22 protein-coding genes are annotated in these 25218 nt (G+C 44.6%); 14 read left to right on the forward strand and 8 right to left on the reverse strand.

Features of this window, described 5'->3' with window-relative positions; genetic code table 11:
• Positions 1 to 797: DEAD/DEAH box helicase (locus R7041_RS04375; protein WP_318128596.1), on the reverse strand; the 797-nt coding region annotated here is incomplete at its 3' end.
• Between the two features lie 185 nt (positions 798 to 982).
• Between R7041_RS04375 and R7041_RS04380 the strand changes: the two genes are divergently transcribed.
• Entirely contained in the window at positions 983 to 1567 is a 585-nt protein-coding gene (locus tag R7041_RS04380; RefSeq protein ID WP_206949520.1) for an FMN-dependent NADH-azoreductase, read from the forward strand.
• A gap of 94 nt (positions 1568 to 1661) precedes the next feature.
• On the opposite strand, the gene R7041_RS04385 is transcribed toward R7041_RS04380, so the two are convergent.
• Both R7041_RS04385 and R7041_RS04390 read right to left on the reverse strand, forming a co-directional pair.
• Positions 1662 to 1949, reverse strand: coding sequence for a hypothetical protein (locus R7041_RS04385; protein ID WP_005389458.1), 288 nt, complete (start codon positions 1947 to 1949; stop codon positions 1662 to 1664).
• A 164-nt stretch (positions 1950 to 2113) separates the two neighbouring features.
• Positions 2114 to 3418, reverse strand: coding sequence for a MipA/OmpV family protein (locus tag R7041_RS04390; RefSeq protein ID WP_033905356.1), 1305 nt, complete (start codon positions 3416 to 3418; stop codon positions 2114 to 2116).
• Positions 3419 to 3653: 235 nt separating this feature from the next.
• Here R7041_RS04390 and R7041_RS04395 point away from each other — a divergent pair, with 235 nt between their 5' ends.
• The 3 genes from R7041_RS04395 (at position 3654) to R7041_RS04405 (ending at position 6585) form a co-directional block, all read left to right on the forward strand.
• The gene (locus R7041_RS04395) at positions 3654 to 4004 is read left to right on the forward strand and encodes a hypothetical protein (RefSeq protein ID WP_017634942.1); all 351 of its coding nucleotides are present in this window, start codon (positions 3654 to 3656) and stop codon (positions 4002 to 4004) included.
• A 9-nt stretch (positions 4005 to 4013) separates the two neighbouring features.
• On the forward strand, positions 4014 to 5954 hold the full coding sequence (locus R7041_RS04400; RefSeq protein WP_025766686.1) for an alkaline phosphatase D family protein: 1941 nt from the start codon (positions 4014 to 4016) through the stop codon (positions 5952 to 5954).
• Positions 5955 to 6144: 190 nt separating this feature from the next.
• Positions 6145 to 6585, forward strand: coding sequence for a TerB family tellurite resistance protein (locus tag R7041_RS04405; RefSeq protein WP_017820644.1), 441 nt, complete (start codon positions 6145 to 6147; stop codon positions 6583 to 6585).
• A gap of 241 nt (positions 6586 to 6826) precedes the next feature.
• Here the strand turns inward: R7041_RS04405 and R7041_RS04410 are convergent, their stop codons facing one another.
• Complete coding sequence (locus R7041_RS04410; protein ID WP_005377684.1) at positions 6827 to 7357, reverse strand: 3'-5' exonuclease; 531 nt, start codon at positions 7355 to 7357, stop codon at positions 6827 to 6829.
• 83 nt (positions 7358 to 7440) lie between these two features.
• Positions 7441 to 8982: a sensor domain-containing diguanylate cyclase gene (locus R7041_RS04415; RefSeq protein WP_064376582.1), complete on the reverse strand. Its 1542-nt coding sequence runs from the start codon at positions 8980 to 8982 to the stop codon at positions 7441 to 7443.
• Between the two features lie 291 nt (positions 8983 to 9273).
• Here R7041_RS04415 and R7041_RS04420 point away from each other — a divergent pair, with 291 nt between their 5' ends.
• From R7041_RS04420 to R7041_RS04430, 3 genes are all read left to right on the forward strand, one after another.
• The gene (locus R7041_RS04420; RefSeq protein ID WP_005389474.1) at positions 9274 to 9906 is read left to right on the forward strand and encodes a DUF2760 domain-containing protein; all 633 of its coding nucleotides are present in this window, start codon (positions 9274 to 9276) and stop codon (positions 9904 to 9906) included.
• Complete coding sequence (locus tag R7041_RS04425) at positions 9906 to 11870, forward strand: Hsp70 family protein (protein WP_172563276.1); 1965 nt, start codon at positions 9906 to 9908, stop codon at positions 11868 to 11870. Before R7041_RS04420 ends, R7041_RS04425 begins: the two co-directional genes overlap by 1 nt.
• A 61-nt stretch (positions 11871 to 11931) precedes the next feature.
• A complete protein-coding gene (locus R7041_RS04430; protein WP_206949522.1) occupies positions 11932 to 14742 on the forward strand; it encodes an Hsp70 family protein in 2811 nt (936 codons plus the stop codon).
• An 85-nt stretch (positions 14743 to 14827) separates the two neighbouring features.
• Here R7041_RS04430 and R7041_RS04435 read toward each other — a convergent pair whose 3' ends face one another.
• Positions 14828 to 15022: a hypothetical protein gene (locus tag R7041_RS04435; RefSeq protein ID WP_005377692.1), complete on the reverse strand. Its 195-nt coding sequence runs from the start codon at positions 15020 to 15022 to the stop codon at positions 14828 to 14830.
• An 86-nt stretch (positions 15023 to 15108) separates the two neighbouring features.
• Between R7041_RS04435 and R7041_RS04440 the strand changes: the two genes are divergently transcribed.
• Positions 15109 to 15795, forward strand: a complete 687-nt coding sequence (locus R7041_RS04440) for a DNA-3-methyladenine glycosylase I (RefSeq protein ID WP_039842930.1) — start codon at positions 15109 to 15111, stop codon at positions 15793 to 15795.
• Positions 15796 to 15879: 84 nt separating this feature from the next.
• Here R7041_RS04440 and R7041_RS04445 read toward each other — a convergent pair whose 3' ends face one another.
• Both R7041_RS04445 and R7041_RS04450 read right to left on the reverse strand, forming a co-directional pair.
• A complete protein-coding gene (locus tag R7041_RS04445) occupies positions 15880 to 16857 on the reverse strand; it encodes a Gfo/Idh/MocA family protein (RefSeq protein WP_206949524.1) in 978 nt (325 codons plus the stop codon).
• Positions 16858 to 16868: 11 nt separating this feature from the next.
• Entirely contained in the window at positions 16869 to 17156 is a 288-nt protein-coding gene (locus R7041_RS04450) for a putative quinol monooxygenase (RefSeq protein WP_005389066.1), read from the reverse strand.
• Between the two features lie 103 nt (positions 17157 to 17259).
• On the opposite strand from R7041_RS04450, the gene R7041_RS04455 reads away from it, so the two are divergent.
• From R7041_RS04455 to R7041_RS04480, 6 genes are all read left to right on the forward strand, one after another.
• Positions 17260 to 18138, forward strand: a complete 879-nt coding sequence (locus R7041_RS04455; protein WP_206949526.1) for a LysR family transcriptional regulator — start codon at positions 17260 to 17262, stop codon at positions 18136 to 18138.
• A 427-nt stretch (positions 18139 to 18565) separates the two neighbouring features.
• The gene (locus R7041_RS04460; RefSeq protein WP_206949528.1) at positions 18566 to 19909 is read left to right on the forward strand and encodes a sodium/glutamate symporter; all 1344 of its coding nucleotides are present in this window, start codon (positions 18566 to 18568) and stop codon (positions 19907 to 19909) included.
• Positions 19910 to 20113: 204 nt separating this feature from the next.
• Complete coding sequence (locus tag R7041_RS04465) at positions 20114 to 20605, forward strand: type II secretion system protein (protein WP_005377704.1); 492 nt, start codon at positions 20114 to 20116, stop codon at positions 20603 to 20605.
• Between the two features lie 271 nt (positions 20606 to 20876).
• Positions 20877 to 22616: an ABC transporter transmembrane domain-containing protein gene (locus tag R7041_RS04470; RefSeq protein ID WP_031778970.1), complete on the forward strand. Its 1740-nt coding sequence runs from the start codon at positions 20877 to 20879 to the stop codon at positions 22614 to 22616.
• Between the two features lie 3 nt (positions 22617 to 22619).
• Positions 22620 to 24395: an ABC transporter transmembrane domain-containing protein gene (locus tag R7041_RS04475; protein WP_005377709.1), complete on the forward strand. Its 1776-nt coding sequence runs from the start codon at positions 22620 to 22622 to the stop codon at positions 24393 to 24395.
• 250 nt (positions 24396 to 24645) lie between these two features.
• Positions 24646 to 25194: a hypothetical protein gene (locus R7041_RS04480; protein WP_206949530.1), complete on the forward strand. Its 549-nt coding sequence runs from the start codon at positions 24646 to 24648 to the stop codon at positions 25192 to 25194.
• The last annotated feature ends 24 nt before the right edge of the window (positions 25195 to 25218 follow it).

Here is a 25218-nt window from a genome sequence, read left to right on the forward strand (position 1 = left end):
TCTGGGTCGATGGTTGCCGACGTGATGATCACTTTCAAATCAGGACGACGTGGCAGCAACTCTTTCAAGTAACCCAAGATGAAATCGATGTTGAGGCTGCGCTCGTGCGCTTCATCGATAATGATGGTGTCGTATTGATTCAAGAAACGGTCATGCTGAATTTCAGCTAGCAAGATACCGTCCGTCATCAATTTGATTTGGGTATTTTCAGAGATCTGATCGTTGAATCGAACCTTGTAACCAACAAACTCACCAAGCTTGGTTTCCATCTCTTCGGCAATACGGTTAGCAACCGAACGCGCTGCAAGACGACGAGGCTGAGTATGACCAATCAGACCAAATTTACCGCGACCAAGCTCAGCACAGATTTTGGGTAGCTGAGTGGTTTTACCTGAACCGGTTTCACCCGCGACGATAACCACTTGGTTTTCTTCGATCGCTTTCGCAATATCGTCGCGTTTTTGGCTGACTGGAAGAATTTCAGGGTATTCAATCGTTGGTTTGTAGCTACTACGTTGCTCCACAACCATCATGGATTGGGCGATGTCTAATGCGATTTCGTCGAACACAGCATTACGCGCTGCGTCCTTCTTAATTTTGCTTGCACCAGAAATACGTTTACTCAAGCGGAAACGGTCGCGCATCATGCACTGATTCAGCGCTTTACGCAGAGATGCAGCACTATTCACTTGAGCCTGAGGTGTTTGAGCTTGTTTCGCTGTCGCTTTTTGCGCACCATTTGACGGTGTCGCTTGCTCTTCAGCTAGATTCTTTTTTGGGGGCTGTGACGAAGTCAAAGCGTTTCCTATTCTTTTCATTACAAAAACTGCGCGGATTGTATCACACAAGATCTGTAACAAGATAACCGAAAGCTCATTCAATTTTTTCGAACATGTTCAGCGAATCGCTAGGCTTTTGAACTCACTTACGTTGCTTATAATAGCTCCCATAGTCGAAAGCACTTATTTAAGGAATAACCATTATGTCTCGTGTACTAGCTCTAAAATCAAGCATCCTTGGCGATTACTCTCAATCAAACAAATTGGTTGAAAACTTCATCAAAAATGTAGACCAAGACAAGCTTACTGTTCGTGATTTGGCTGCAAACCCTCTACCTGTTTTGGACTTCGCCGTTGCGACTGCACTGCGCGCTACGGAAGATCTTTCACAAGAACAGCAAGCGGTGGTCGACTTGTCTGACACCCTTCTTGAAGAAGTAAAGGCCGCAGACACTTTGGTTATTGCCGCTCCAATGTACAACTTCACCATCCCGACTCAGCTTAAAAACTGGATTGATTTGATTGCTCGTGCAGGCGTGACATTCAAATACACAGAAAACGGCGTTCAAGGTTTGATTGAAGGTAAAAAGGCGATTGTAGTAACGACTCGCGGTGGTATCCATAAAGATTCACCAACTGACAACGTTACGCCATACCTACGCACTGTGCTGGGTTTTGTAGGAATCACTGATGTGGAATTTGTTTACGCAGAAGCGCTAAACATGGGTGAAGATGCGGCTGCAAAAGGCATTTCAGAAGCGCAAAGCCAACTTGCAACAATGGCGTAAGTTAGAATAAACCAGAATACAAAAGGGATTGGTTCGCGCCAATCCCTTTTTGGATCCTGATGCCTTAATCGTATTTATAGGGTCTCTTACATCGTCAAAAACGATTCACTTTCTCCAAGTTGCGTATTGCATCAAGGTAGACTTTTTCTAAAGACCGCTCAGCTTCGCTTATCATATTCTCGATCATCGCATTAAACGCGACATCGCTACGGATTTCTATATTGTCTCCCGCCTTAACGTCAAGAGAGTTGACGTACAACACCAACCATTCATCGCCCTCCAAGTGCCCTTCTCCGTGAATGGCAAAAAAGCGTTTGGCAAATTCAGCGTTGGTACAATTTATCGCTTCAATTTGAAGATTGAATGAGGAGTCGATACTCATGGTGCTCATCCCATCCGATTCATCAGATGCATCACAAACAGCCTTAACTCTGGCACGATATACGAAATTTCTCGTTGAAAGCAGCATAGTATTATTCATCATTACTCATAATGGGCGATAAATAAGTCAGTTGCAAATCCGACTTATATGCATCTCGCGATGCGCTAAAACTCGAACTGGAAATAAATAGTATTGTAGTTACTCCCACCTTTAATTCGCCCAAACTGGGAAGCGCTTTCAAAAATCGCCGAGCGGTGATGCAATGAATAGCCCACCCACATATTGTTCCAGCTCTTTTGGTTGAAGAGATCGCCTACATTGACATCAAACGAGAAATCTAAGTAGTTGAGCAACTTGCTTGGTGTATAACCCTTGTCTTCCATTTCTGTGCCTTCAATATAGGTAATGCTATCAATGTATGACACACCTTCCGCTACACCAAATCGCCAAGTCGTAGGCCAATTAACCGTATAATAAGCCTTAATCGCCATGACGTATTCTGTGCTCGCAGACTGAACACTGGACGACCAGTGATGAACCAACCCTGGCGTTAAATAAATATCAAGAGGAAAACCAAACAGCTCATCCGTTAATGGATGCCCATAAAACAATGAAGTAAGTTGATTGTCGTATGGGTCTTTTTCTCTCTCAAAGCTAAATATTTCACCGATGTTCGAAGGCGTCGCCCAACCATGCGCAATACGTAGATATGCTTTATTGCTCAGTGTCGGTTTCGGAGCTTTGCTTTTATCGTTGAAAAAGCCAAAACCGACAAACACTTCTCCCTGATATCGATCTTCTACAAGCTGACTGTTGTAGGCGTTATCATCTAAGCGAGTAACACTCGTCTCACCCAATAAATACAAATTTGAAGTTACATGGTAACGCGCTTTAATACCAAGATTGGTGTCAAGCCCAGCTCCAATTCTCTCGCCAGTAATATCCTTAAAGGAATAATATTCACTATTGAAATCAGCGTCTTTGTATCGAATCGTAATCGATGGCTCTAATTCCCAATCACCAAATACATAATTGGCAGCAAGGCGGTAATTAGAGTGAAACTGGAGTTCGTCGTCCGTCATCAACTCTACTTCTGCGCGCCAAGTGTCGTTAATGCTATAACGCACTTGCCCACCGAAATCGACTCTGTCCCCTTCATTAGCATTTTGTAGCGACATGGGAATATCGACAAATCTCAATCGCATGAGTGCGCTCGCGCGCCAGTCGGAATCACTCTCGTTATACAAAAAAGCGCCACCTTCAATGCCATTGATATACACATGTTCGTTTTCAAAGAACATCATTGGTACAAATGTACTCACCGTAGAGTCATTATCGGCGGTGTAAAACGGAATCGATGCTGTGCGATACATCGCAGCAATCCCCCACGTTTGTTCGTCTGCACCATGCGCAGAAGAAACTGCCGCAGCTAAAGGTAAAGCGAGTGTTGTTAGAATTAATCTCTTCATGAGTTCGAAAAATGTTGGTTGAGAAGCAGGCAAACATCAATGATTTGCCATTAAAAGCTTATGTTCTGCTGATGATAGCCGTTACAATGGCAAATGTTGTCATCCTCGTGACAGTTTGAGTCCCAAGATCATATTAATATTGCACGACTAGGTGAGCTTGTTTGCGAATATTTTACCATTACAACAAGCGCTTAAACTCTAGCTTAGTTCTAAATCAAACATAATGAAGTAAAAAGTGAAAGCATCAGAACTCATCTCTACCTTGAATCATTTACCCGCAGACACAGACCCAGACATTGTGATGGGAGAAGCATGGCTGCCAGAGAGGTTGATAGGGACTCAACTCGATGGTGACATGTTGTTTTTGCACTTTGATAATGCACCAGAAGATGGTCAAGGTGACGAAGAAGGGCGTGGCTTCGTCGAACACGAAATCGACCTAATTAGAACTCGGCTTCAGCAAATTTTGGATGAAGACAGTAATAACGCGTCAAAAGCCGATGCGATGCTTGGTTTGTTCCTTATGGGACATGAACTTAGTAGCTCGCAAGTTATCGAAATATTAGAAGAAGAAGCTGACACATAAGGAGCCGTTTTGCCAGCATTGATGAACACGACTGAAATTTCTTCACTTCCTCTTGTCGTTGCAGGTCCGATCCTACGTAAAGTGACCGCAACTGAAATCAATATTTGGCTAGTCACCACCCAACGCTTGGAGGGTATGGTGCAAATTACGGATGAAAATGCCTCCATCCTTTATCAAGCCCCTTTAAGTGAACAAAAAGAACAGCTTCAAATCGGCCTCAATGCGTGGTGTTGCTTACTTAAATTAGAAGGCGAGTTTCCAACCCATCAAGCGTTACGCTATCAAATAAAAACGCAATATGGATTAGTGACGGAACTGCTCCCTCACCTGACTTATGAGCGAGATAATACGCCAAACTTGGGTATTGAGTTCCTCGTTAGTGAAAAAGCGGATTATCTCCTACATGGCTCTTGCCGTAATCCCCATCACTTCAGTGATGATACATTGGTCGCTGCGGATCATAAAATCGCGTCTCAATCCATTGAAGAAAGACCGGATATGCTCATCATGAGTGGTGATCAAATCTATGCAGACCATGTTGCAGGCCCCACTCTCGATGCCATTGAGCAAGTCATAGCTTTATTGGGTTTGCCAGGCGAAGAATTCGATCAAGCTCCGATAAAAAATACCAATGAGCTCTACCAACACCCTGCTTGCTATTATGGTCGAGATAAATTGTTGCCTCATTATGTGAGTGATGACAGTTTACTAAGTAAGTTTTTTCCACACCGAGGGACACCAATATTCAGCGCCAAAGAGTGTGAGAATCACCTAATAAGCTTTGCTGAGTGCTTTGCAATGTACTTATTGGTTTGGTCTCCGACCTTGTGGAAGCTTGTTCGAACGGATCGTTTGTTAGAAAACGAATTTACTGTCGGCGGAGAAGTTCTTGAACCCAAATGGCAGCAGCAATGGCGCGAAGAAAAAAAGCAAATTGATAAATTCGTCGCAGGTCTGGACAAGGTTCAACGCTTACTCGCTCACATTCCAACCTATATGATTTTTGATGATCACGATGTCACCGACGATTGGAATCTCACCATAGGCTGGGAACAAGCCGCATACAGCAACACGTTTGCAAAACGCATTATCGGTAATAGCTTGATTGCTTACTGGCTTTGCCAAGGTTGGGGAAATGCGCCAGAAAAATTCAATGATGAATTTATGAGCCTCGCTCAACGCTTTATCGATGAGCGAACCTCGCAAACCCAAGATGCATTTATTCAATATTTGTATCGCTTTGAGAATTGGCACTACACCATTCCTACGACACCAAAAGTTGTCGTGCTAGATACACGAACCAGACGCTGGCGTTCTGAGTCTAAAATGAACAAACCTTCTGGCTTAATGGACTGGGAAGCGATGATTGAGTTCCATCAGGAGCTCGTGCATCAAGACAAGGTTGTTATTGTTTCTGCCGCGCCAATGTTTGGTGTGAAATTTATCGAAGCACTACAACGTGTGGTGACCATGCTTGGTAAACCATTGATGGTTGATGCTGAAAACTGGATGGCTCACCCCGGAAGTGCGAATACTCTTATTAGTATTTTCACACACACAAAGACACCAACTAACTTTGTTATTCTCTCTGGCGACGTGCACTACTCTTTTGCATACGATATTAAGCTCCGCTATCGAAAAAACAGTCCGAATATCTATCAAATCACCTGTAGTGGAATTAAAAATCAGTTCCCTACACAACTGCTCAATATGTGTGATGGCCTAGATAGACTGCTATACAGCCCTCGCTCACCTTTAAACTGGTTCACAAAACGTAAACGACTCAAGATTTACAAACGCGCACCAAGTACGCACAACTTTTATCGCTTGGTTAACCATAGTGCCATTGGTGAGCTACGCCTTGATGATGAAGGCAAACCAAGTCAAATTAGTATTCTGACGAGTGATGGTGACGAAGTTCATTTTCCACCGACACGTGCTGAAAGCTGAGTATCAATCCCAAAATGACTTGCCCTTTGTAAGAGGCAAGTCACCTTGAACTAACTCAGGAGTTTAGGTTTTTTTGGGGAGAAAGTGGCCGTTCTTAAATGTCAACGGCGTGCTAAATTTGGTATCGCACCTTGAGATCTTCCGTATTTATTACCATGTTAACCAAATAAACAATAGCTCGGTGTTCATTATGTTTAATTCTCTCACATCATTATTTAAACAACTCATTGATGGCTCTGATTTAAGCCAAACCAACACACTTTCCCCTAACATGGCTATCGCGTGTTTGCTTTGTGAAGTTTCTGGTGCAGACCATAGTGTCGATGATAGAGAACAAGAAACAAAGCGCTCTTTATTGATGAAACTGCTGTCGTTAAATGAAGAAGAATCAAATACTTTGTTAGAGCAAGCGCAACAGAAAATAAAAGATTCCGCTTCGCTGTACGACTTTACCTCTCAACTAAGAGAACTGACTCAAGAAACTCGTTACAACTTAATCAAAAGCATGTGGGAAGTCGCTTACGCAGACGGCGAAATTGACCCGCTAGAAGACGCGGTGATCCGTAAAACAGCAGAGCTACTCTATGTTGATCACAGCGAGTTCATTCGAGCGAAGTTACAGTCTCAGTAAAGTGACGAGATGAGTATATAAGTCGCTGGCTAACTCTAAGCTGCCCCTAGGATGACAACAGATATCGCTTCTGTAGCCATAAAAAAACGCGCACTCTGCGCGTTTTTCAATAAGCCAACGACATTGTTATTAAAATACTGGTCAAGGTATGTGTTTAGCTCTTTCCACACTAAACAGACTGCATGACAAAACAACAATGGTTGGATGATAATTTAATTACAAGCTAGCTAGGTTCGAATAACTAAAACATGGTCAAAGCAAGCTTAGCTAAGTTGTATGCATCTACATAGCCAGAGTGTTGACGCCCTTCCCAGTCTATTCCTTTTGCTTCTTGAGCGGCTCGATGGCCTATACGTTTATCTTTAAGACGATTTTGAATACGGTAGAGTGTCGCTAAGTTGATGAACTCTGTGAATGGTGCTTCAATACCTTTTTGCTTACACTCTTCTAGAAGAATGAGGTCATCTCGCCCCCAAGATGCAAAGATTTTGTTGCGACCACCGAAGTTCTTAACCATGGATTTAAGCACTTCTTCTAGTGGGCGTCCTTGTTTTTCAATCTTACGTGGTGTGATGCCCGTTAACTCAGCGCAAAATAGAGAGACTTCATCGTGTTCTGGTTTCACGTAGTATTGAGCACGCTTGACTATCTCACCTTTAGACAAATCTATTTCAGCTAACCCCACTTCGATAATTTCACCCGTGCTGCCGACGCCATTTTCGTTCCAGCAACACATTTCTAAATCGAAGCATACAATACGGTTATGGTTCATAGTTTGCCTTGGTTCCTAACATAAAAATTTAAAGCGTGCGATTCTATCGTAACACGGCGTAAAACTCGAATTTGTGCGCCCATTTAATCGCCGATCGACACATAATTACGGCCGTTTTTTTTACTCAAATAGAGTTGACTGTCCATTTTGTGATACAAGCTCTCAGGATCTTCTTCTTTATGGATAACCGCACCGATACTCAACGTACAGATGATCGACGCATCACCATAATCAAAAGCCGTACTTGCCACAACACTCCGTAACTTTTCTAGGTAAGCTTCTAGCACCGCTCTATCAATGACTTTAGAAATAATACAAAACTCGTCACCACCAGCGCGGTAAAACTTATCTCCCGGTTTTAAATTAGCACTGACCAGCTTAGTGACATGTTGCAACGCTTCATCTCCACCTAAATGGCCGTGTTTGTCATTAATCACTTTGAAGTGGTCGATATCAAAACCAACCAAGGCGAAGTTAACACCTTTGTTTATCTGATTAAGCAAGTGATCGTTGAAGGCTCGGCGATTCAGTAGTTGAGTTAGAGGGTCTCGCTCTGCCATTCTTTTTAATTCAACGGTTTTGAGCTCCAACATGACCGCTAAGCGCTCTTTTTCTCGAGACTGTAAATTCACAATCCAACTGATCAAAAAGGCGATTACCAATCCGGCTAGCGTCGTGCCCGCTAAAATAGAACGCTCCCAAGCTGAGACTGCGTCAGAAAGTTTAAAGTCAATACGCCATTCACGGTTAGGCAGTTGAATGGTTCGGCTTATAACGGTTCCTCGAATGTTATCCCAGCTAGCACTTTGAAAGAGAACAGGGTCATCTGCTGCGTCGAATCCCAAGTCTTCTACGCGCACCGACATATCGAGCTCCGTCGCGGTTTTCGTAATCAAATCCTCAAAGTAAACCGTACTTCGGATAACACCGGTCACTACTCCTAATAAATATTTGTTCTCGAAATCGAACACTGGATGGAACACCAGCAACCCAGTCTTAGGTATGGACTTGTCATAACCATCTTGCAGTAAGCGAACTTTATCCGAGACATTCGCTCGCCCATTTTCGGAAATATCATCCAAGATTAAATCGAAGCGTTTGCGCGAAAAATAGAAACCCAATAGAGAAAGGTTTTCCGGTGTTCTTGGGTAGATATCCGACGCGATGAAAATTGGCTCATTGTGTTCAAAAATGTACCCGTAGGTTTTGGGACCATCTTTAGGAACGGTAAACGGTTGGAAGTTTGGAAATTTTTGACGGGTCTTTAAAATATGTTCATCAAGATCTTCGAATTCGACCTTTTGCATCCATTGAAGTCCAATGAGACTTCGCGAGCTGTTAATCACTTGTTCCGCATACATCGGAAACGATGGCCAATAGCTTCGCTCAATCGAATGGAAAAAGTTTGCGCCCGCACCAATGAACTTTAGATCATTCTCGACGTTTGCTTTAAGTGATTCTGCTTGTCGGTCGGCTAAAGTATCAAACGTAGTCTGTGTATACCGTTGCTGCATTGTATAAGCAGCACCAACTACACCAGCAGTGACACATAAAGTCGCCAAAAAAGCTAAAATAGAGTCTGAATGTCGTTTTATAAAGCTCTTATGAGCGGTGCTTTGTGTCATATCGTAATTTTTGATACTTCCGTAAGTTAAACTTCGGGATCTATTGAAATACTGCGTTAGCAATGCACAAACATCAAGCAACAACCTATATTGGGGAGTCTGATCGTCGATTTTTCACGCTGTTCGTACGGTATAGTCACGAATTATTACAGCCTTAAGCCTTGAATATGCTACCATCCGTCATCATTTTAATGTCTAAACTTGGTGCAAGATCGCAAAGACGATCGTTTTAGTGAACAAATATGAGCCAATACTGAGCACCAATAAATCAATAGAAAGAGAAAAAACGTCATGAACATTGATTTGAACCTAATTCCTCAAACGTTCGATATGCTTCACGCTGGCCTAACCGCATCGAGCGTTTTGCTTCTTCTAGTTGCAGTGTCGCGCAAATCAAAAGTGGTCGAGAAAGTGGTAGAAAAACCAGTCGAGAAAATCGTCGAGGTTGAGAAACCAGTTGAGAAGATCGTTGAAGTAGAAAAAGTAGTGGAAGTAGAGAAAGTCGTTGAAAAAGTGGTGGAAGTTGAATCAAAACTTGCAACCGCGTCAACGGACTCTGCAATGCAGCTGCTTTCTATCATGCAACAAGAAGCTCGCCTGATTGACTTCCTAAAAGAAGACCTAACGTCATTCTCTGATGAAGAAGTAGGCGCAGCCGCTCGCGTAATCCACACTGGCGGTCAGAAAGTACTGAACGACTACGTGACGCTAGCGCATGTTCGTAACGAAGACGAAGAAACTCGCATTACGGTTGAAGAAGGCTTCAACCCACAAGAAATCCGCCTAACTGGCAACGTAACAGGCAGCGCGCCATTCAACGGCACGCTAGTTCACAAAGGCTGGAAAGCAACATCAATGACGTTGCCTAAACTTGCTGAGAACTACGATGCTTCTGTGATCGCTCCAGCTGAGGTTGAGCTGTAATGGAACACATGAACCAAGAAAACCATTCTCAAGAAGCGTCTGTTGAAACTCAACAGACACCTAAATTCAGTGTTGGTATCGACTTAGGTACAACACACTGTGTCATGTCTTTTGTTGATACACACAACGAAGACGCTCGCGTTGAAGTGATGCCAATCCCGCAGTTGACTGCGCCGGGTACGGTAGAGACTCGCAGCCAATTAGGCTCTTTCCTTTACCAGCCGCACGAACACGAAATGAACCCGCAATCACGCGTTCTTCCGTGGTCGAGCGAGCCAAAAGCTCTAGTTGGTGCAATTGCACGTAACCTAGGTTCAAAAACACCAATTCGTCTTGTTGCAAGTGCGAAATCTTGGCTTTGCCACGCAGGTGTGAACCGTCGTGATGCTTTCCTGCCAGCAGGTAGCCCAGAAGAAGTGGAAAAAGTATCCCCTCTTCGTGCGACAGAGCTTTACCTAGAGCACCTAAAAGACGCTTGGAATCACGCGAACCCAAATCACAACCTTGCCGATCAAGACGTAACCATTACGGTTCCTGCTTCTTTTGATCCTGCTGCTCGCGATCTAACTGCAGAAGCAGCACGCAACGTTGGTTTTGTGCACCTAACACTTCTAGAAGAGCCACAAGCTGCACTTTACAACTGGATCGATAACAGCAACGACAAATGGCGCGACGAAGTTGAAGTTGGCGACATCGTGCTTGTGGTCGATATCGGTGGTGGTACAACCGACCTTTCTTTGGTTGAAGTAACTGAAGACGACGGCAACCTAACTCTGAACCGTATCGCGGTAGGCGAACACATCCTACTTGGCGGTGACAACATGGATCTTGCACTTGCGTACCGCTTGAAGATGAAGCTAGCGCAAGAAGGCAAAGAGCTACAGCCATGGCAAGTTCAGGCAATGACACACGCATGTCGTGACGCGAAAGAAGCGTTATTGAACGACAGCGAACTTCAGTCAGTGCCAATCGTAGTACCAAGCCGTGGTTCTAAACTGCTTGGCGCAACGCTGAAAACAGAACTGACTCAAGAAGAAGTACAACAAACACTGGTTGATGGCTTCTTCCCTCAAGTTGCAATTACTGACCACCCTGTTCAACGTAACCGTGGAGCACTAACGCAAATGGGTCTGCCTTACGCACAAGATGCAGGCATTACTCGTCACATTGCAGCGTTCTTGTCTAAGCAAGCCAATGCTCTTTCTACTTCAGGAAATGGCGCAGAAGCAGCAGCTCAAGATTTCAACCCATTCGCTAACATGCCTGGTATGCCAGGTTCGGATGCAGCGCAGTCAGCTGACTTCATCAAGCCAACCGCAATCCTATTCAACGGTGGTGTTCTGAAATCGAAACTTCTAGCAACTCGTCTAGAAGACACGATCAACGAATGGCTACTAGAAGCAGATGCAGAAATGGCAAAACGCCTAACAGGTGTGGATCTAGACCTTGCAGTTGCTAGCGGTGCGGCTTACTACGGCTCTGTGCGTCGTGGTCAGGGCGTTCGTATCCGTGGTGGTATTGCTTCGGCGTACTACGTGGGTATCGAAAGTGCGATGCCAGCTATTCCGGGCATGGCGCCGCCAATGGAAGCACTTTGTGTTGCACCATTTGGTATGGAAGAAGGCTCAAGCGTTGACGTACCAAGCCAAGAGTTTGGTTTGATCATCGGCCAGCCAGTTAACTTCCAATTCTTCGGCTCAACGGTTCGTCGTGATGACCTAGCAGGTACTCACCTAGACTACTGGGCACCAGAAGAGCTTGAAGAGCTACCAGAAATCCAAGTAACGCTGCCTGTATCTGAAGGTCGTCGTGAAGGTGAAGTGGTTCCAGTAACTCTTGCTTCTCGCGTCACAGAGCTTGGCACGCTTTACTTAGAAGCCATCGCCGCAGATAACGGGCAAAAATGGCATGTTGAGTTCGATGTGCGCGAAGACGCGAAAAGTGACTCAAACGAAGAACAATAATTAGAAGTCAAACGGCATCCAATCGGGTGCCGTTTTTAAATACACGAAGGTTTGGTTTTGTATGGCATCTCCTCGTTTTCTTGTTGGTATTGACCTTGGCACCACAAACACTGTGGTGGCCTACTGTGAAATAACCGACAACCTTGAACAATCCGAAGTATCCCTATTTGACATTGACCAACTGATTGGTCCGGGCGAAGTCGTTCGTAAACCACTTCTGCCCTCTTTCCGCTATCATCCAGCTGTAGGTCAAATCTCCCCTTCTGACCTCACTCTTCCTTGGGACAACGAACCTGTTGCTGGCGACATTAACAATGTCATCGTTGGTGAATGGGCTCGCGAATTAGGCGCGAAAGTAGAAGGTCGTCAGGTATCCAGCGCGAAAAGCTGGCTCTCACACCAAGCGGTTGATCGTAACTCAGATATTCTTCCTTGGGCTGGTGCGCAAGACGTGGATAAAGTCTCGCCAGTTATTGCCAGCGCAAGTTACCTCAATCATATTCGTCAAGCATGGAACTACCGTCATCCAAGTAACAAACTCGAAGACCAAGACGTAGTTGTCACCGTTCCGGCATCATTTGATGAAACCGCACGTAAACTGACACTTGAAGCCGCCGAGCTTGCTGGCTTGAAAAAAATCGTCTTGCTTGAAGAGCCACAGGCGGTGTGTTACGACTGGTACGCACGCCACCAGCAAACCGCGGCTAACGAATTAAAAGATCTGCCACTAATCCTTGTTTGCGATGTGGGTGGTGGTACCACCGACTTGAGCTTGATTGAAGCAAGTTTCTCTTCTCAAGATGAACTAGCCCTTGATCGTATTGGTGTTGGCGAGCACTTGATGCTTGGTGGTGACAACCTCGACTTAGCATTAGCACATCTTGCAGAGAGCCGCTTCAACCAAAGTAAGAAGCTCACTGCAGCAAGCCTAACTAAGCTGATTCAGCAAACTCGCAAGGCGAAAGAGAACCTACTTTCAGCGAGTGCACCTGAAGAAGTAAAAATCACCATGCTAGGCAGCGGCTCGAAACTTCTTGGCGGAACAAAGAGTATTGGGCTGAGCAAACAAGAAGTGCACCAAATCGCTTTGGATGGCTTCTTCCCGCTTTCTGATTTCAGTGAAGTACCAGACAAGCGCCGCAGCGCCGTTGTCGAGTTTGGTCTTCCATACGTTGCTGACCCAGCAGTGAGCAAACACGTTGCTGAGTTCTTAACTCAGCACCAACAAGTTGCTCGTGCCGCTCTCGGCATTGAAGACGACAAACAAAATGCAATTCCAGTCGGTTTGCTTCTTAACGGTGGTGTGTTCAACAGTGAACTTGTGACTGAGCGAGTCACTACCCTCCTTTCCGATTGGCGCGGCGCTCCGGTTACGGTATTAGATAACCCACATCCAGATTGGTCTGTTGCACTAGGTGCTGTTGCGTTTGGTAAAGCACGTCGTGGTGCACAGCTAAAAATTGGTGGTGGTGCAGCGCGTTCTTACTTCTTGCACCTTCAAGAGAAGAACAAGATGGGCAAAGCGCTCTGTTTGCTTGCAAAAGGTACAGAAGAAGGTCATGAGATCCGCTTAAGTGGTCGTCGTTTCTCGCTTACCCTAGGTGAACCCGTTCGCTTTAACCTGCTGACGTCTACCCACGACACCTTAACCAATAACATCGCTATTCAAAACGGTGTGATGGTGGACGTTGATCCTGACTTATTTGCCCCTCTTCCGCCTTATATCACCACCCTTGAAGGTGAAGGTGCCGAACTGCAAGCCAACCAAAAAGAGCGCGTAGAAGTACAACTGGCATGTCAGTTGACTGAAGTCGGCACACTTAAGATGGAATGTGTCAGCGCAGAAGATGACAGCAAACGTTGGGAACTGGAGTTCGAAGTTCGTAACAAGCAAACCGACGACAGCGAGCAAGTTAAGCTTCACCCTAAACTGAACGAATGTAAGGAGCTGATCGCTCGCCTTTACAGCGGTAATAAGAAAAGCGCGGAAAGCAAAGAGATCAAAACCTTAGCCAAAGATCTTGAGAAGAAACTTGGCAAACGGGACGAGTGGGATTTCACTACCCTACGTCAACTGTTCGATACCTTTGCACAAGGTCGTAAGCGTCGCCGCCGTTCAGAACAACACGAGAAAAACTGGCTTCGTTTGGCTGGCTTTGCACTGCGTCCGGGCTTTGGCGATCCAACCGACTCATGGCGTATTGAGCAAGTTTGGGGTCTCTACCAACAAAACATTCAGTTTAAGAACCATCAAGGTTGGACCGACTGGTGGGTGTTCTGGCGTCGTATTGCCGGTGGTTTAAGCCAAGAGCAACAAGAGACCATCTTGGCGGACATCGCGAAATACCTACATCCTGGTGCGATGAAAAACCCACAATCCGCCAAAGCGGCACAAGATATGGGTTACGAGTCGATGGTGCGCTTGTCTGCCTCTCTGGAGCATTTAGAAGTCGAAGACAAAGTTCTATTGGCAACGTGGTTCTTGAGCAAAGCCATCAACCATAACCAGTTCGAACAAGCACACTGGTGGGCAATGGGTCGCTTGGCATCACGTACGCCTTTATATGGCAGTCAGCATAACGTCGTTCCTCGTGAACAAGCGGAACAGTGGTTGCCTAAGCTGCTAGAGCAGAACTGGCAGAAAGAGCCAATGATCGCTTTCGCAGCCGTAATGATTTGTCGTAAGACGGGCGACCGCCTATTCGATATCTCAGACGACTACCGTGAGCAGGTACTGGCTAAGTTGAAGCAAAGCAAGGTACCTGAATCTTGGGTATCACTGGTTGAAGAAGTCAAAGAGCTATCTGAGAGCGAATCGAAACGTATCTTCGGTGATGCACTCCCAAGCGGTCTGACACTGGTAAATAACTAGGCTCTCACGCTTATAAACGCAACAAAGCCCTTCTCGTGAAGGGCTTTGTTTTATCTGATTCTAATAGCTGACGAAAAACGACTCGTTAGTTCATTTCCGTATTGATCACCACATCACGCGTTTCATTATCCATGTCACTAATGCCGACAACTGAGATTTCACGGTCAGATAAATTCTCAATCATGCTGTCTTCTAACCCACCGTCCGTCATCCACGCATAGAATTTTTCTGCAATACGATCCGAACCTTCCCCGACAAACGTTAATGTGACCTTCTTCATTTGTGACACTCCATCAATTTACGATTCAGCCACTTAAGCGTAGTATGTTTCACAAATATCGACATAAACTAGGACTAACTTCTTTTATGAGTATCGAAAAATTTGACGCGATTTATCAGCGCGCTGCCGAGCGTAAAGGTGGTGAAGATCAACTTGAAGCGCTTTTGTCTCATCCACTAAGCAAAGAAGAATTGGCAGCGATTCCCGACGACCGTTGGCTAGCCGCTTTTTCGATGAAGGTATTCCAAAGTGGGATTTCGTGGAGCGTGGTTCGCAACAAGTGGCCGAACTTCGAAGAAGTGTTCTTTGGGTTTAAGATTGAGCCGCTATTGATGCTGTCGGATGAGCAATGGGAAACCAAAGCAACCGACAAACGCATCATTCGCCATCTCACTAAAGTCATGTCGATTCCTGCCAATGCTCGTATGATCCACGAAGCAAAAATCGAATACGGCTCGTTTGGCAAAATGGTTGCCGATTGGCCGCAAGAGAAAATCACCGACCTATGGGCGTATTTGAAGAAACGCGGTAATCGCCTAGGCGGAAATACAGGCCCTTACACACTGCGTCAAATGGGCGTTGATACCTTCATCTTGTCTAGTGACGTCGAGGCTTACCTGCGCAATTGCAAAATCATTGAAGGTGGCAAAGATACGAAAAAATCGCTCGATGCAGCCAACAAAGCGTTTGTTCAATGGCAACAAGAAAGTGGTCGAAGCCTGTCTGAGATCAGCCAAATTATTGCGTTCAGCACCGGCGATAACCGTATTTAATCCAGACTGAACACAAAACAATAACGGCGCACTAATCATTATATTTAGTGTGCCGTTTTTATGTTCATTGGTTCAAGTACAGACTTACGTTGAAGCTAGTGATTCCCACTCAGTCAGTAGCTGCATAATACGATGAGAATCGTCCCATGTTGCACAAGGGTTTTCTAACGAGGTACGCCCTGCTTCAACCGCTTGGCGAATATTGCGCACTTGATAGAAGAAAGCGTCCCCAGCGGCCGGAACAGACACTTCACGCTTCGACGTCTCGTAAATTTCCACACTAAACTGGTTTTCTTGCGTTGGTAGCCATGGATTCGAGTCTAACGTAATACTGCCTTTACTACCCAGAATAGTGAATTGGTGTTTCAATCCATGATCTTCGGCGGTGTGTACGCTCGCGGTTTGTTGCTCACCGAATTGCATCATCAAACTCGATTCACAGATATTCCCATCGTTACCTCGTCGACCAATCGCCGTCATAGAGCGGTTTCCAAAGGCTTGTTCACCCAACATGGTTTTCACCACCAAATGCACCAATGACATTGGGTAGCAACCTAAGTTATACAAAGCACCTTTACTGTCTGGATTAACAAACTGCGCAATCGACGCAATATAAGACGTGTGGATGGAGCGAAGTTCACCAATCTCTCCCGATTTAAGCACAGAAACCAACTCGCTGATCAATGGGTGATGTAAGTACATCAAACCCTCAGCAAAGAATACCTTGTGCGTTTCGACTGCTTTTAGTGCCAACTCGGTTTTTTCCATATCTACCGACAGTGACTTTTCACACAGGATCGCTTTTCCCTGCTCTGCCGCTTTAACGATAAAGTCATGATGAAGGTGATTTGGCAATGCTATGTAAATAATGTCGACTTGCTCATCGGCAATCAACGCATCGTAATCGTTGAACGTATTCTCGATGCCATATTGCTCAGCGAATGTCTTTAAGTTCTGCTCCGAACGCCCAGCAACCGCGTACAGTTCACTCTTGTCATCGCCTTGGATTGCCTCAGCCATGACACCTGAGATAAAGCTTGTGCCTAGAATACCCCATTTCATGTTCGCCTCTCCTATTGAGCTTGGGTTTCGAATGCTTGAACTAACTCTGCCATTTCAGCCGCAATAAACGCTTGTGTATGCGGCATAGCAAAATGCGCTTCAATCGCGGCGCGGTTTTCATATCGCTCCCAAAGAATCACACGTTGTGGATCTTTAGAATCGTAGGTCGCATTCGCTTGCAAGCACCCCGCTTCGCTTTGCATATCAAGGCAAAATTGTTCAATGGCTTCAACCACTTGTTGTCTTGGCTTATCGGCATTCATTTTCAGTTCGGCGGTAACAAAAATCGTCTCGCTCATGATGGATCTCTTTCTCCATTCTTAATCATACGCCCACTGTAATTAACCTCATTTGATTGATAAACTCTGCTTTAGTTATTTCTTTATCAACTCTAGGTGTGCAATGGATAAATTAACAAGCATGAAAGTTTTCGCTTACGTGGTCGAACACGGCAGCTTTCGTAATGCAGCACACCACTTTGATATTTCACCGACCATGGTTGGCAAGCACGTGAGCTTTCTTGAGCAAAGCTTAGGTACACAGCTGATTCATCGCACCACGCGCAAACAGTCCCTGACCGAAGCCGGTAGACTCTACTACCAAGAGTGCCACCGCATTATTGAAGACATCACCAACGCAGAGAACCTGATCCAGACGCTGATCAACCGTCCAACCGGAACAGTAAAAGTTAACTGCCCTGTCACGTATGGCAAAAAGGTCATTGCTCCTATCGTGGCTGACTTCTTAGCTGAATTTCCCGATTTGAACGTTGAGCTGATGTTGGACAACAATTTGATTGACCCATATCGAAGCGAAGCTGACGTGATTATTCGAATTGGTGAATTGGTCGATTCGTCGTTAGTCGCGAGAAAATTGGGTGAATACCACATGACTTACTGCGCCTCACCCTCTTACCTTGAGCAACATGCCCCTATCCAATCGCTTGATGACCTTGAACATCATCATTGTTTGGGGTTTCAGTATCACCAAGGAGAAAGCCAACAAGTGGTGAACATGCCATCTAATACCTTTGGAAACAGCAACACCCGATTAACGTCTAATAATGGCGATGTACTTAAGTTTGCCGCGTTAAAAGGCTCTGGTGTTCTTCTGCAGCCAAAGATCTTAGTTGAACAGGAAATTCAATCTGGTGCCTTGGTAGAAATTCTCCAGCAACATGCTCCCAAGCCAAAACCGATAAATCTGCTTTACCGTTCAAAACAGCTTTCCCTTAAAAACCGCACCTTGGTTGATTTTGTTCTTTCGCATGTGAATCCGTAACACCACCTCATAAAGCGGCGACAATTTAACCACTCAATCAACTTTTATTGTCGATATGACAAATATTATTTCTTGCTAATTATCTTTATTTTTCATGTCGTTAGTATAGAACGCTCATTTAGTGAACATCATTTGTTGATTCCCATCAATTGCATTGCTCTGACAAAGTGACTAGGATTGCCGCCTTTCCTGAGTGAACTATCAAAATAACATCGAGAAATTTAATCTAATTTCTCTTCAAGTTCGTGCGCAATCACGACATTTGCACTCATTTCAAACTGCATAAGCACATTCCTTTGCTTATGAAAACGACATTGATTTCTCAACACTTTTGGTCACGTATGTGACTTTTTTCGTTGGGAGCGATTTTTCAATCAAGGTTGGTCACAAGGACGCTACCCCTTGACTGCATTTACTGGAGGATAAAATGCCTAAAGGTCTAATGCTGACTGACTTAGCCATTGCTGGCTTACTATTGATTTTGGCAAAAGTCATTCGCGTTCACACGCCACTACTACAACGTATGTACATTCCATCGGCGGTTCTCGCGGGATTATTCGGTCTGATTTTTGGACCAGCCCTGCTAAACGTACTGCCTTGGACCGACACCTTTACCGCTAACGCAAGCCTGTTAACTGCTGCACTTTTTTCTGCGTTAGGTCTGGCAACGGATGTTCCATCACCTAAAACCGTCGCACAGCGCGCTGGCTCATTGTGGGCATTCAACCAAATCGCTTCTGTTTCTCAGTGGTTGTTTGCGGCAATGTTTGGTCTCGCGATCACTACCTTCTTCTGGCCAGAGATTAATCCCGGCTTTGGTGTGACAATGTCTGCGGGCTTTATGGGCGGTCACGGCTCTGCCTCTGTGGTTGGTGAAATCTTCACGGGGCTTGGCTGGGAAGATGGCTTCACACTTGGCTTAACCTTCGCAACCGTGGGTATTTTCATTTCGATTTCTGTCGGCATGCTCATGCTGCAATTCGCATTGAAGATGGGTTGGATTCGTAGCTTTACGACATTCGACAGCATGGACGAACACGAACGCAAAGGCCTTGTTAAGCCTGATGATCAAGAACCGGTAATGAAAGACACCATGTCTTCCCTGTCTGTTGATTCTTTCGCGATTCACGCTGCGTTAGTGGTTGTCGTAACCGCTTTCTCTTATGTCGCAGCCAACTATTTGTCTTCTTTCCACGATAAGGTGCAGATCCCGACGTTTGTAACTGGCTTCCTTGGCGGCATGCTTGTGCGAATCATCGCGAAACAAACCAAAGCTTCACGCTATCTTTGTGACGGTGCATTCAAACACGCTGCGGGCATCAGTACCGATTATTTGATTATCTTTGGTATCTCAGCCATCAAGATTACCGTCTTAGCCCAGTACTTAATGCCTATGGTAGTACTAGCAATTGGCGGTATCACCTTCACACTTTGGTTAATCTTTTGGGTAGCGCCGCGAATCATGGGTGAAGATTGGTTTGAGAAAGGCATCTTCTCTTGGGGTTGGTTGACCGGTACGGTAGCTATGGGTATTGCTCTACTTCGTATCGTTGATCCAAAGATGCGTAGCAAGGTACTTGATGATTACGCCATCGCTTATGTCCCAGGCTCAATCACTGACATCTTCATCATCTCTTTGATGCCAATCGCGATGTATAACGGCATGCACTGGCAAGCGCTTGGTGTAGGATTAGGTTACATCGCAATTGTCTTATTTATTTGGCGATTCATTTTTAAACGTAACAGCAGTGCTCTGACACACGAATCTTAGTCGCTATACTCGGGAGGATTTTATCCTCTCGAGTTCATTCCTTGGTTTTTATCAAAATCACTCCTCATCTCGAAAATAAGCAACTTGTTTTATATTTGAGATTTGCAATCCCGATCTCTTATTATCATTCTTTTTTAATACTTGACCTGAACGTTTCTATATCAGAATAGCCGCCTATTCGTTTCTAAAACATGGAGAAAGGCTGTGCGTCGCTCTCAAGGATTTACTCTTATTGAACTCATTGTGTGCATCATCATTCTTGGTATTGTAAGCGTCGTTGCATTTCCTAAATTTCTTGGCTTACAAAAAGATGCCAGAGTGGCGGTTCTATATGGAGCCAGAGAAGCACTCATGACCGCCAACAACTTTGTCTACACCAAAGCAGTGATTCAATCTCAAGAGACAGTAGATGGCGGCATACAATATAACATTGATCTAGATAATGACGGCCATAACGACCTAATTGGTTACTTTGGATTTATCAAAAATGTTATTCCAGCAAAAGAGCTAGCAGGCTTTGATCCGCAACTCACTATCAACACTTGGTATGGGGTAGACAGCCCAGACGAGCCCTACTTCCTTATTGGTTTTGCAAACAAGCCTGTTGGTCCAGAACATATGTGTTATGTCGAAGTTTACTACCCAGAAACTCCTGGTGGCCAAGTGAAATACAAAATACAAACTGACGATTGCTAATTCCCATATAGAGTGGCAGTAACACTTTTACTTTTGGTGTCTTCATCGTTATTGCAAGGTAATGGCTCCAAAACAACCATTAACAACTATTTCACATAATGTCGTCGCACAGTTAGCTCATAGAGATAAAACCAGTAATTTGCGCCGACACATGGCTATAATTGAAACAATCTATCGTTTTTAAACCCGCCTATAACTTGTGCTTGTAAACTCATCATTTCGCTCAATAATAGTTCTATAACAAATTCAATAATTTAAAGCGGGAGGCGTAATGAGAATATTCTGGCAGCTACGTTGGTATTTCCAACAAAAGTGGAGGCACTATGTCGGATCCATTCTGCTTTTCGCTGTGATATCAGCACTACAGCTTGTTCCGCCCAAAGCAGTTGGCATCATCGTTGATGGCGTCGTAGACAACACTTTAGATACAAATACGCTGATTCTATGGCTCTCAGGGTTAACTGTACTGATCTTTACTATTTATGGGTGTCGCATCTTATGGCGAATTTGGCTTTTCGGCGCAAGCTGGGAGCTCGGGACCATTCTACGTAACCGTCTATATAGGCATTTATCGACACAGCCACCTCGTTTTTTTGAACGTTACAAGACGGGGGATCTGATGGCTCGTGGCACTAATGATGTGCGTAATATCGTTATGACAGCCGGCGAAGGGGTTTTAACCGCCGCAGACTCTTTGATCACTGGTATTGCGGTTTTAATCATTATGCTAACGCAAGTAAGCTGGAAGCTCACCGTAATGGCGCTTCTTCCAATGCCATTTCTTGCCATCATCATCTTCTTTATTGTGCGTATCCTACATCAACGCTTTCGTGTCGCTCAGGAAGCCTTTTCTACCATGTCAGACATGACACAAGAGTCACTTAATGGCGTGCGAATGCTGCGTGCTTTCGGATTAGAAAACCAAGAGCAGCAACGTTTTGAAGAGGTTGTGGATGATACTGGCGAGAAGAACATCGCTGTCGCAAGAGTCGATGCTAGATTTGACCCGGCAATTCAGTTAACCATCGGTCTTTCTTTCCTTCTTAGTGTCGCTGCTGGTGCTTACCTTGTTGATAAAGGTGAGATCACGCTTGGTGATCTGACCGCATTTACGATGTATTTAGGGTTGATGATATGGCCGATGCTGGCATTCGCATTCCTATTTAACATTTTAGAAAGAGGCTCTGCCGCATGGAACCGACTACAAGAGATCTTTGATGAAAAGCCAGAAATTATCAGTGGTAATAAGCCAATAGAAAATAAACCACTTCCGTTAAAAATTGATATCGACGATTTCCACTGGTCTAGTGATTTACCGCCCGCTTTGACGGAAGTAAACATCGAACTTGAACCCGGAAAAATGTTGGGAGTTGCAGGGCCTGTAGGAAGCGGAAAATCGACCCTGTTAACACTACTTTTGCGTCAACATGATTTAGAAAACGGCTCAATTAAATTCGGGGATGTCGAGATCAAGGATGCCCTACTACCGCAGTGGCGCAACCGTTTTGCTGTCGTTAACCAAAGTCCGTTTCTATTCTCCAAATCTATCTTCGAAAATATTGCCTTAGGCAACCCTAATGCAGAGAAAGAAGAAGTCTATAGAGCAGCAAAGTTAGCCTGTATACATGACGATATTGAAAAGTTTCCTGAAGGCTATCAAACAGAAGTTGGTGAAAAAGGCATTACACTCTCCGGCGGGCAAAAACAACGTATTGCGATAGCACGCGCTATGCTGCTGAATGCTCAAGTGTTGGTTTTGGACGATGCACTTTCCGCTGTTGATGGACGGACCGAACATCAAATCCTTAAGAATTTGGAAACATACTACCGTAATCAGGCCCTAATCGTTATTGCGCACCGCCTCACCGCTTTGGAAGCAGCAGACGAGATCATTGTATTGAATCACGGACACATTACTGAACGTGGGCAACATAGCGCGTTATTAGCGCATAAAGGCTGGTACGCCGAGATGTTCGAGTATCAGAAACTAGAGCAGGCGATGGAGGAATAATGAATGAACCAGACCAGCACGTTTAAACGGTTAATGTCTTACCCATTATCTCAACCAAAGCCAATGATTAAAGGACTCGCCTTGCTGTTTATTGCAGCGTTAGCTAGCGCCGGCGGCCCTTGGTTGATTCAATATTTCATTGATGAGCACATCGCTAAAGGTGACTATTCACAAAGTGTTCTGATTTCGCTAGCAGTAGGTTATATCGCTCTTCAGATCGTATCGGCAACATTCCAGTATTTTCAGTCATTGCAATTTAGCATTGTCGCGGCTAACACGATCAAAGCGATTCGTAAGCAAGTATTTTCTGGCGTGATTAAGCAGCCGTTATCTGCGTTTGATTACACTCCTGCTGGAAAATTGGTGTCGCGAATCACCAACGATACGGAATCTTTACAGCAATTTTATGAGCTTTTGATCGCGACCGTGGTGAAAAACGTGGTCATGATTGTCGTAATGCTTGGCGTTATGTTTTTCATGAGCTGGAAGCTCACACTCGTTGTGCTTGTATTGCTGCCGATCGTCATCGGCTTTATGTACTTGTTTAAGCAGCTAAGTACAGAAAGCTACCGAAAGATGCGTGACCTATTGACCGATATAAATGCGAATCTGAGTGAATCCATTCAAGGGATGAGTGTCATTCAATTAATGCAACAAGAAGAGCGTTTTAATAAACAGTTCAACGAGCTAACCGCAGAGCATCTGGTGGCATCTAAACGAGTGATTCGGCTAAACGGCTATCTGCTAAGACCATTAATGGACTTACTCGCTGGTCTTGCGTTGCTTTGCTTGGTTGCGATCTTTGGTTTTAATGGTATTGAGTTGATTGGTGTGGGGGTACTGTATGCATTTATCAGTTATCTTGCGCGAGTTACTGAACCACTAATTGAGATGACTCAGCAACTTGCTCTACTTCAGCAGGCGTTAGTGTCAAGCGAACGTGTTTTTGAATTGATTGACGCGAAAGAACAAACTTACGGGGACGATCATCAACCATTAAGGTCAGGTGCTATCGAACTTAAAGACCTCACATTTAGCTACGATGGTAAACAGGACGTCCTAAAAGACATTTCGTTGAAGGCCAACCACCAAGACTTTATCGCGCTTGTCGGGCATACAGGAAGCGGTAAAAGCACATTAGCGTCACTGTTAATGGGCTTTTATCCAACGCAATGTGGTGAACTGCTCATAGATAGTCGTCCACTTAAAACATTAGGGAAAGACGTACTTCGCAAAGATGTGGCAATGGTTCAACAAGATCCACATATTCTCCCTGCTTCAGTCAGAGAAAACATCTCTCTCAGTCGGGCAGTTGATGACAATCAAATATGGGATGCGTTAGACAAGGTTGGTTTGGCAGAACAAATTCATCGTTACCCTAACGGGCTAGACACGCAGTTAGGTCAAGGCGAAACTAATTTATCTGCGGGTCAGAAACAGCTTTTGGCGTTAGCACGTGTGCTTGTGGTAAAACCTAAGATATTGATATTGGATGAAGCAACCGCAAATATTGACTCAGGAACAGAGGCTTTAATCCAAAAGAGCTTGGCGGTACTCAGACAAGACATGACGCTCGTTGTTATTGCTCATCGGCTTTCAACTATCCTAGATGCAGACCAAATCATTGTTCTTCATCATGGGGAGTTAGTCGAGAAAGGCACACACAAAGCACTCTTAACGCAAAATGGTCGCTATGCCCAAATGTATCAGTTACAGCAAGCAAACCGACATCTACAACAGATTGAAGAAGACACCAAGCAACTCGAAGAAGCGGTGTGATTTTATGCCCGTGCCTTCTTTTTATTTAGTCGGCATGGGCATAATTGGTGTAACTTCAAAATTTAACCTGTTAGCTTCCAATTTCTTCATAATGTGAACTAATTTTCTATTTCTTACCTATTATTGACATAACCCCTCGCTATATCGCGCAAGGTCGTTGTAAAATCGTACGGTACTTAAGTCTACTGCCTGTGGCATTGGACTGAATTCCGCTTTCTAATTATGCACATTAATCTCATGACACAAGTCCATGGACAAAGATAAGTTTACTAACATCTATCGCTTGCCTGGTTCGATTCAAATTCGTATCGGTAAATGGCAAAAGACGTTCCGCGGCACCTCTGATTTAGTTTTACATCAGGCGCTAATGGAGCGTAATAAGCAATTTAAGAAGCCAGACTTTTTACCTAAAGGCTGGTGTGTCACTCCTATTGATGAAAACGACATTACCATTACGCATCACGGTAAATATATCCAAACCGTTATGCGCACAATGCTGGACAGAAAGGTCTCATACAAGCGACTGTTCCTATCTCGAATGAGTCTCGAAGATGGTGAAAAAGTGCTCCACAATTACAAGCTGGAGTGGGTAAGAAAACATAACCAGCTCGCCAAAAAGTACAATCAAATTAAAAAGAAACAATATATGAACTTTGCAAGAGAAGAAGAGGAAACCCTCTACCCTTCGATTCCAAAGGGTGAGTTTGACAAAACATTATGGAACAAACTTGTCGTATCATCGTTTGGTCCGCAGAAAAAGTACAAAAACCCGCACTTTGTCCGTAAAGCCGATTTCTAAATAAACACCCCTAAAGTTAGGGGT

Source organism: Vibrio sp. 1751 (assembly GCF_033339895.1).
Classification (GTDB): Bacteria; Pseudomonadota; Gammaproteobacteria; order Enterobacterales; family Vibrionaceae; genus Vibrio; species Vibrio alginolyticus.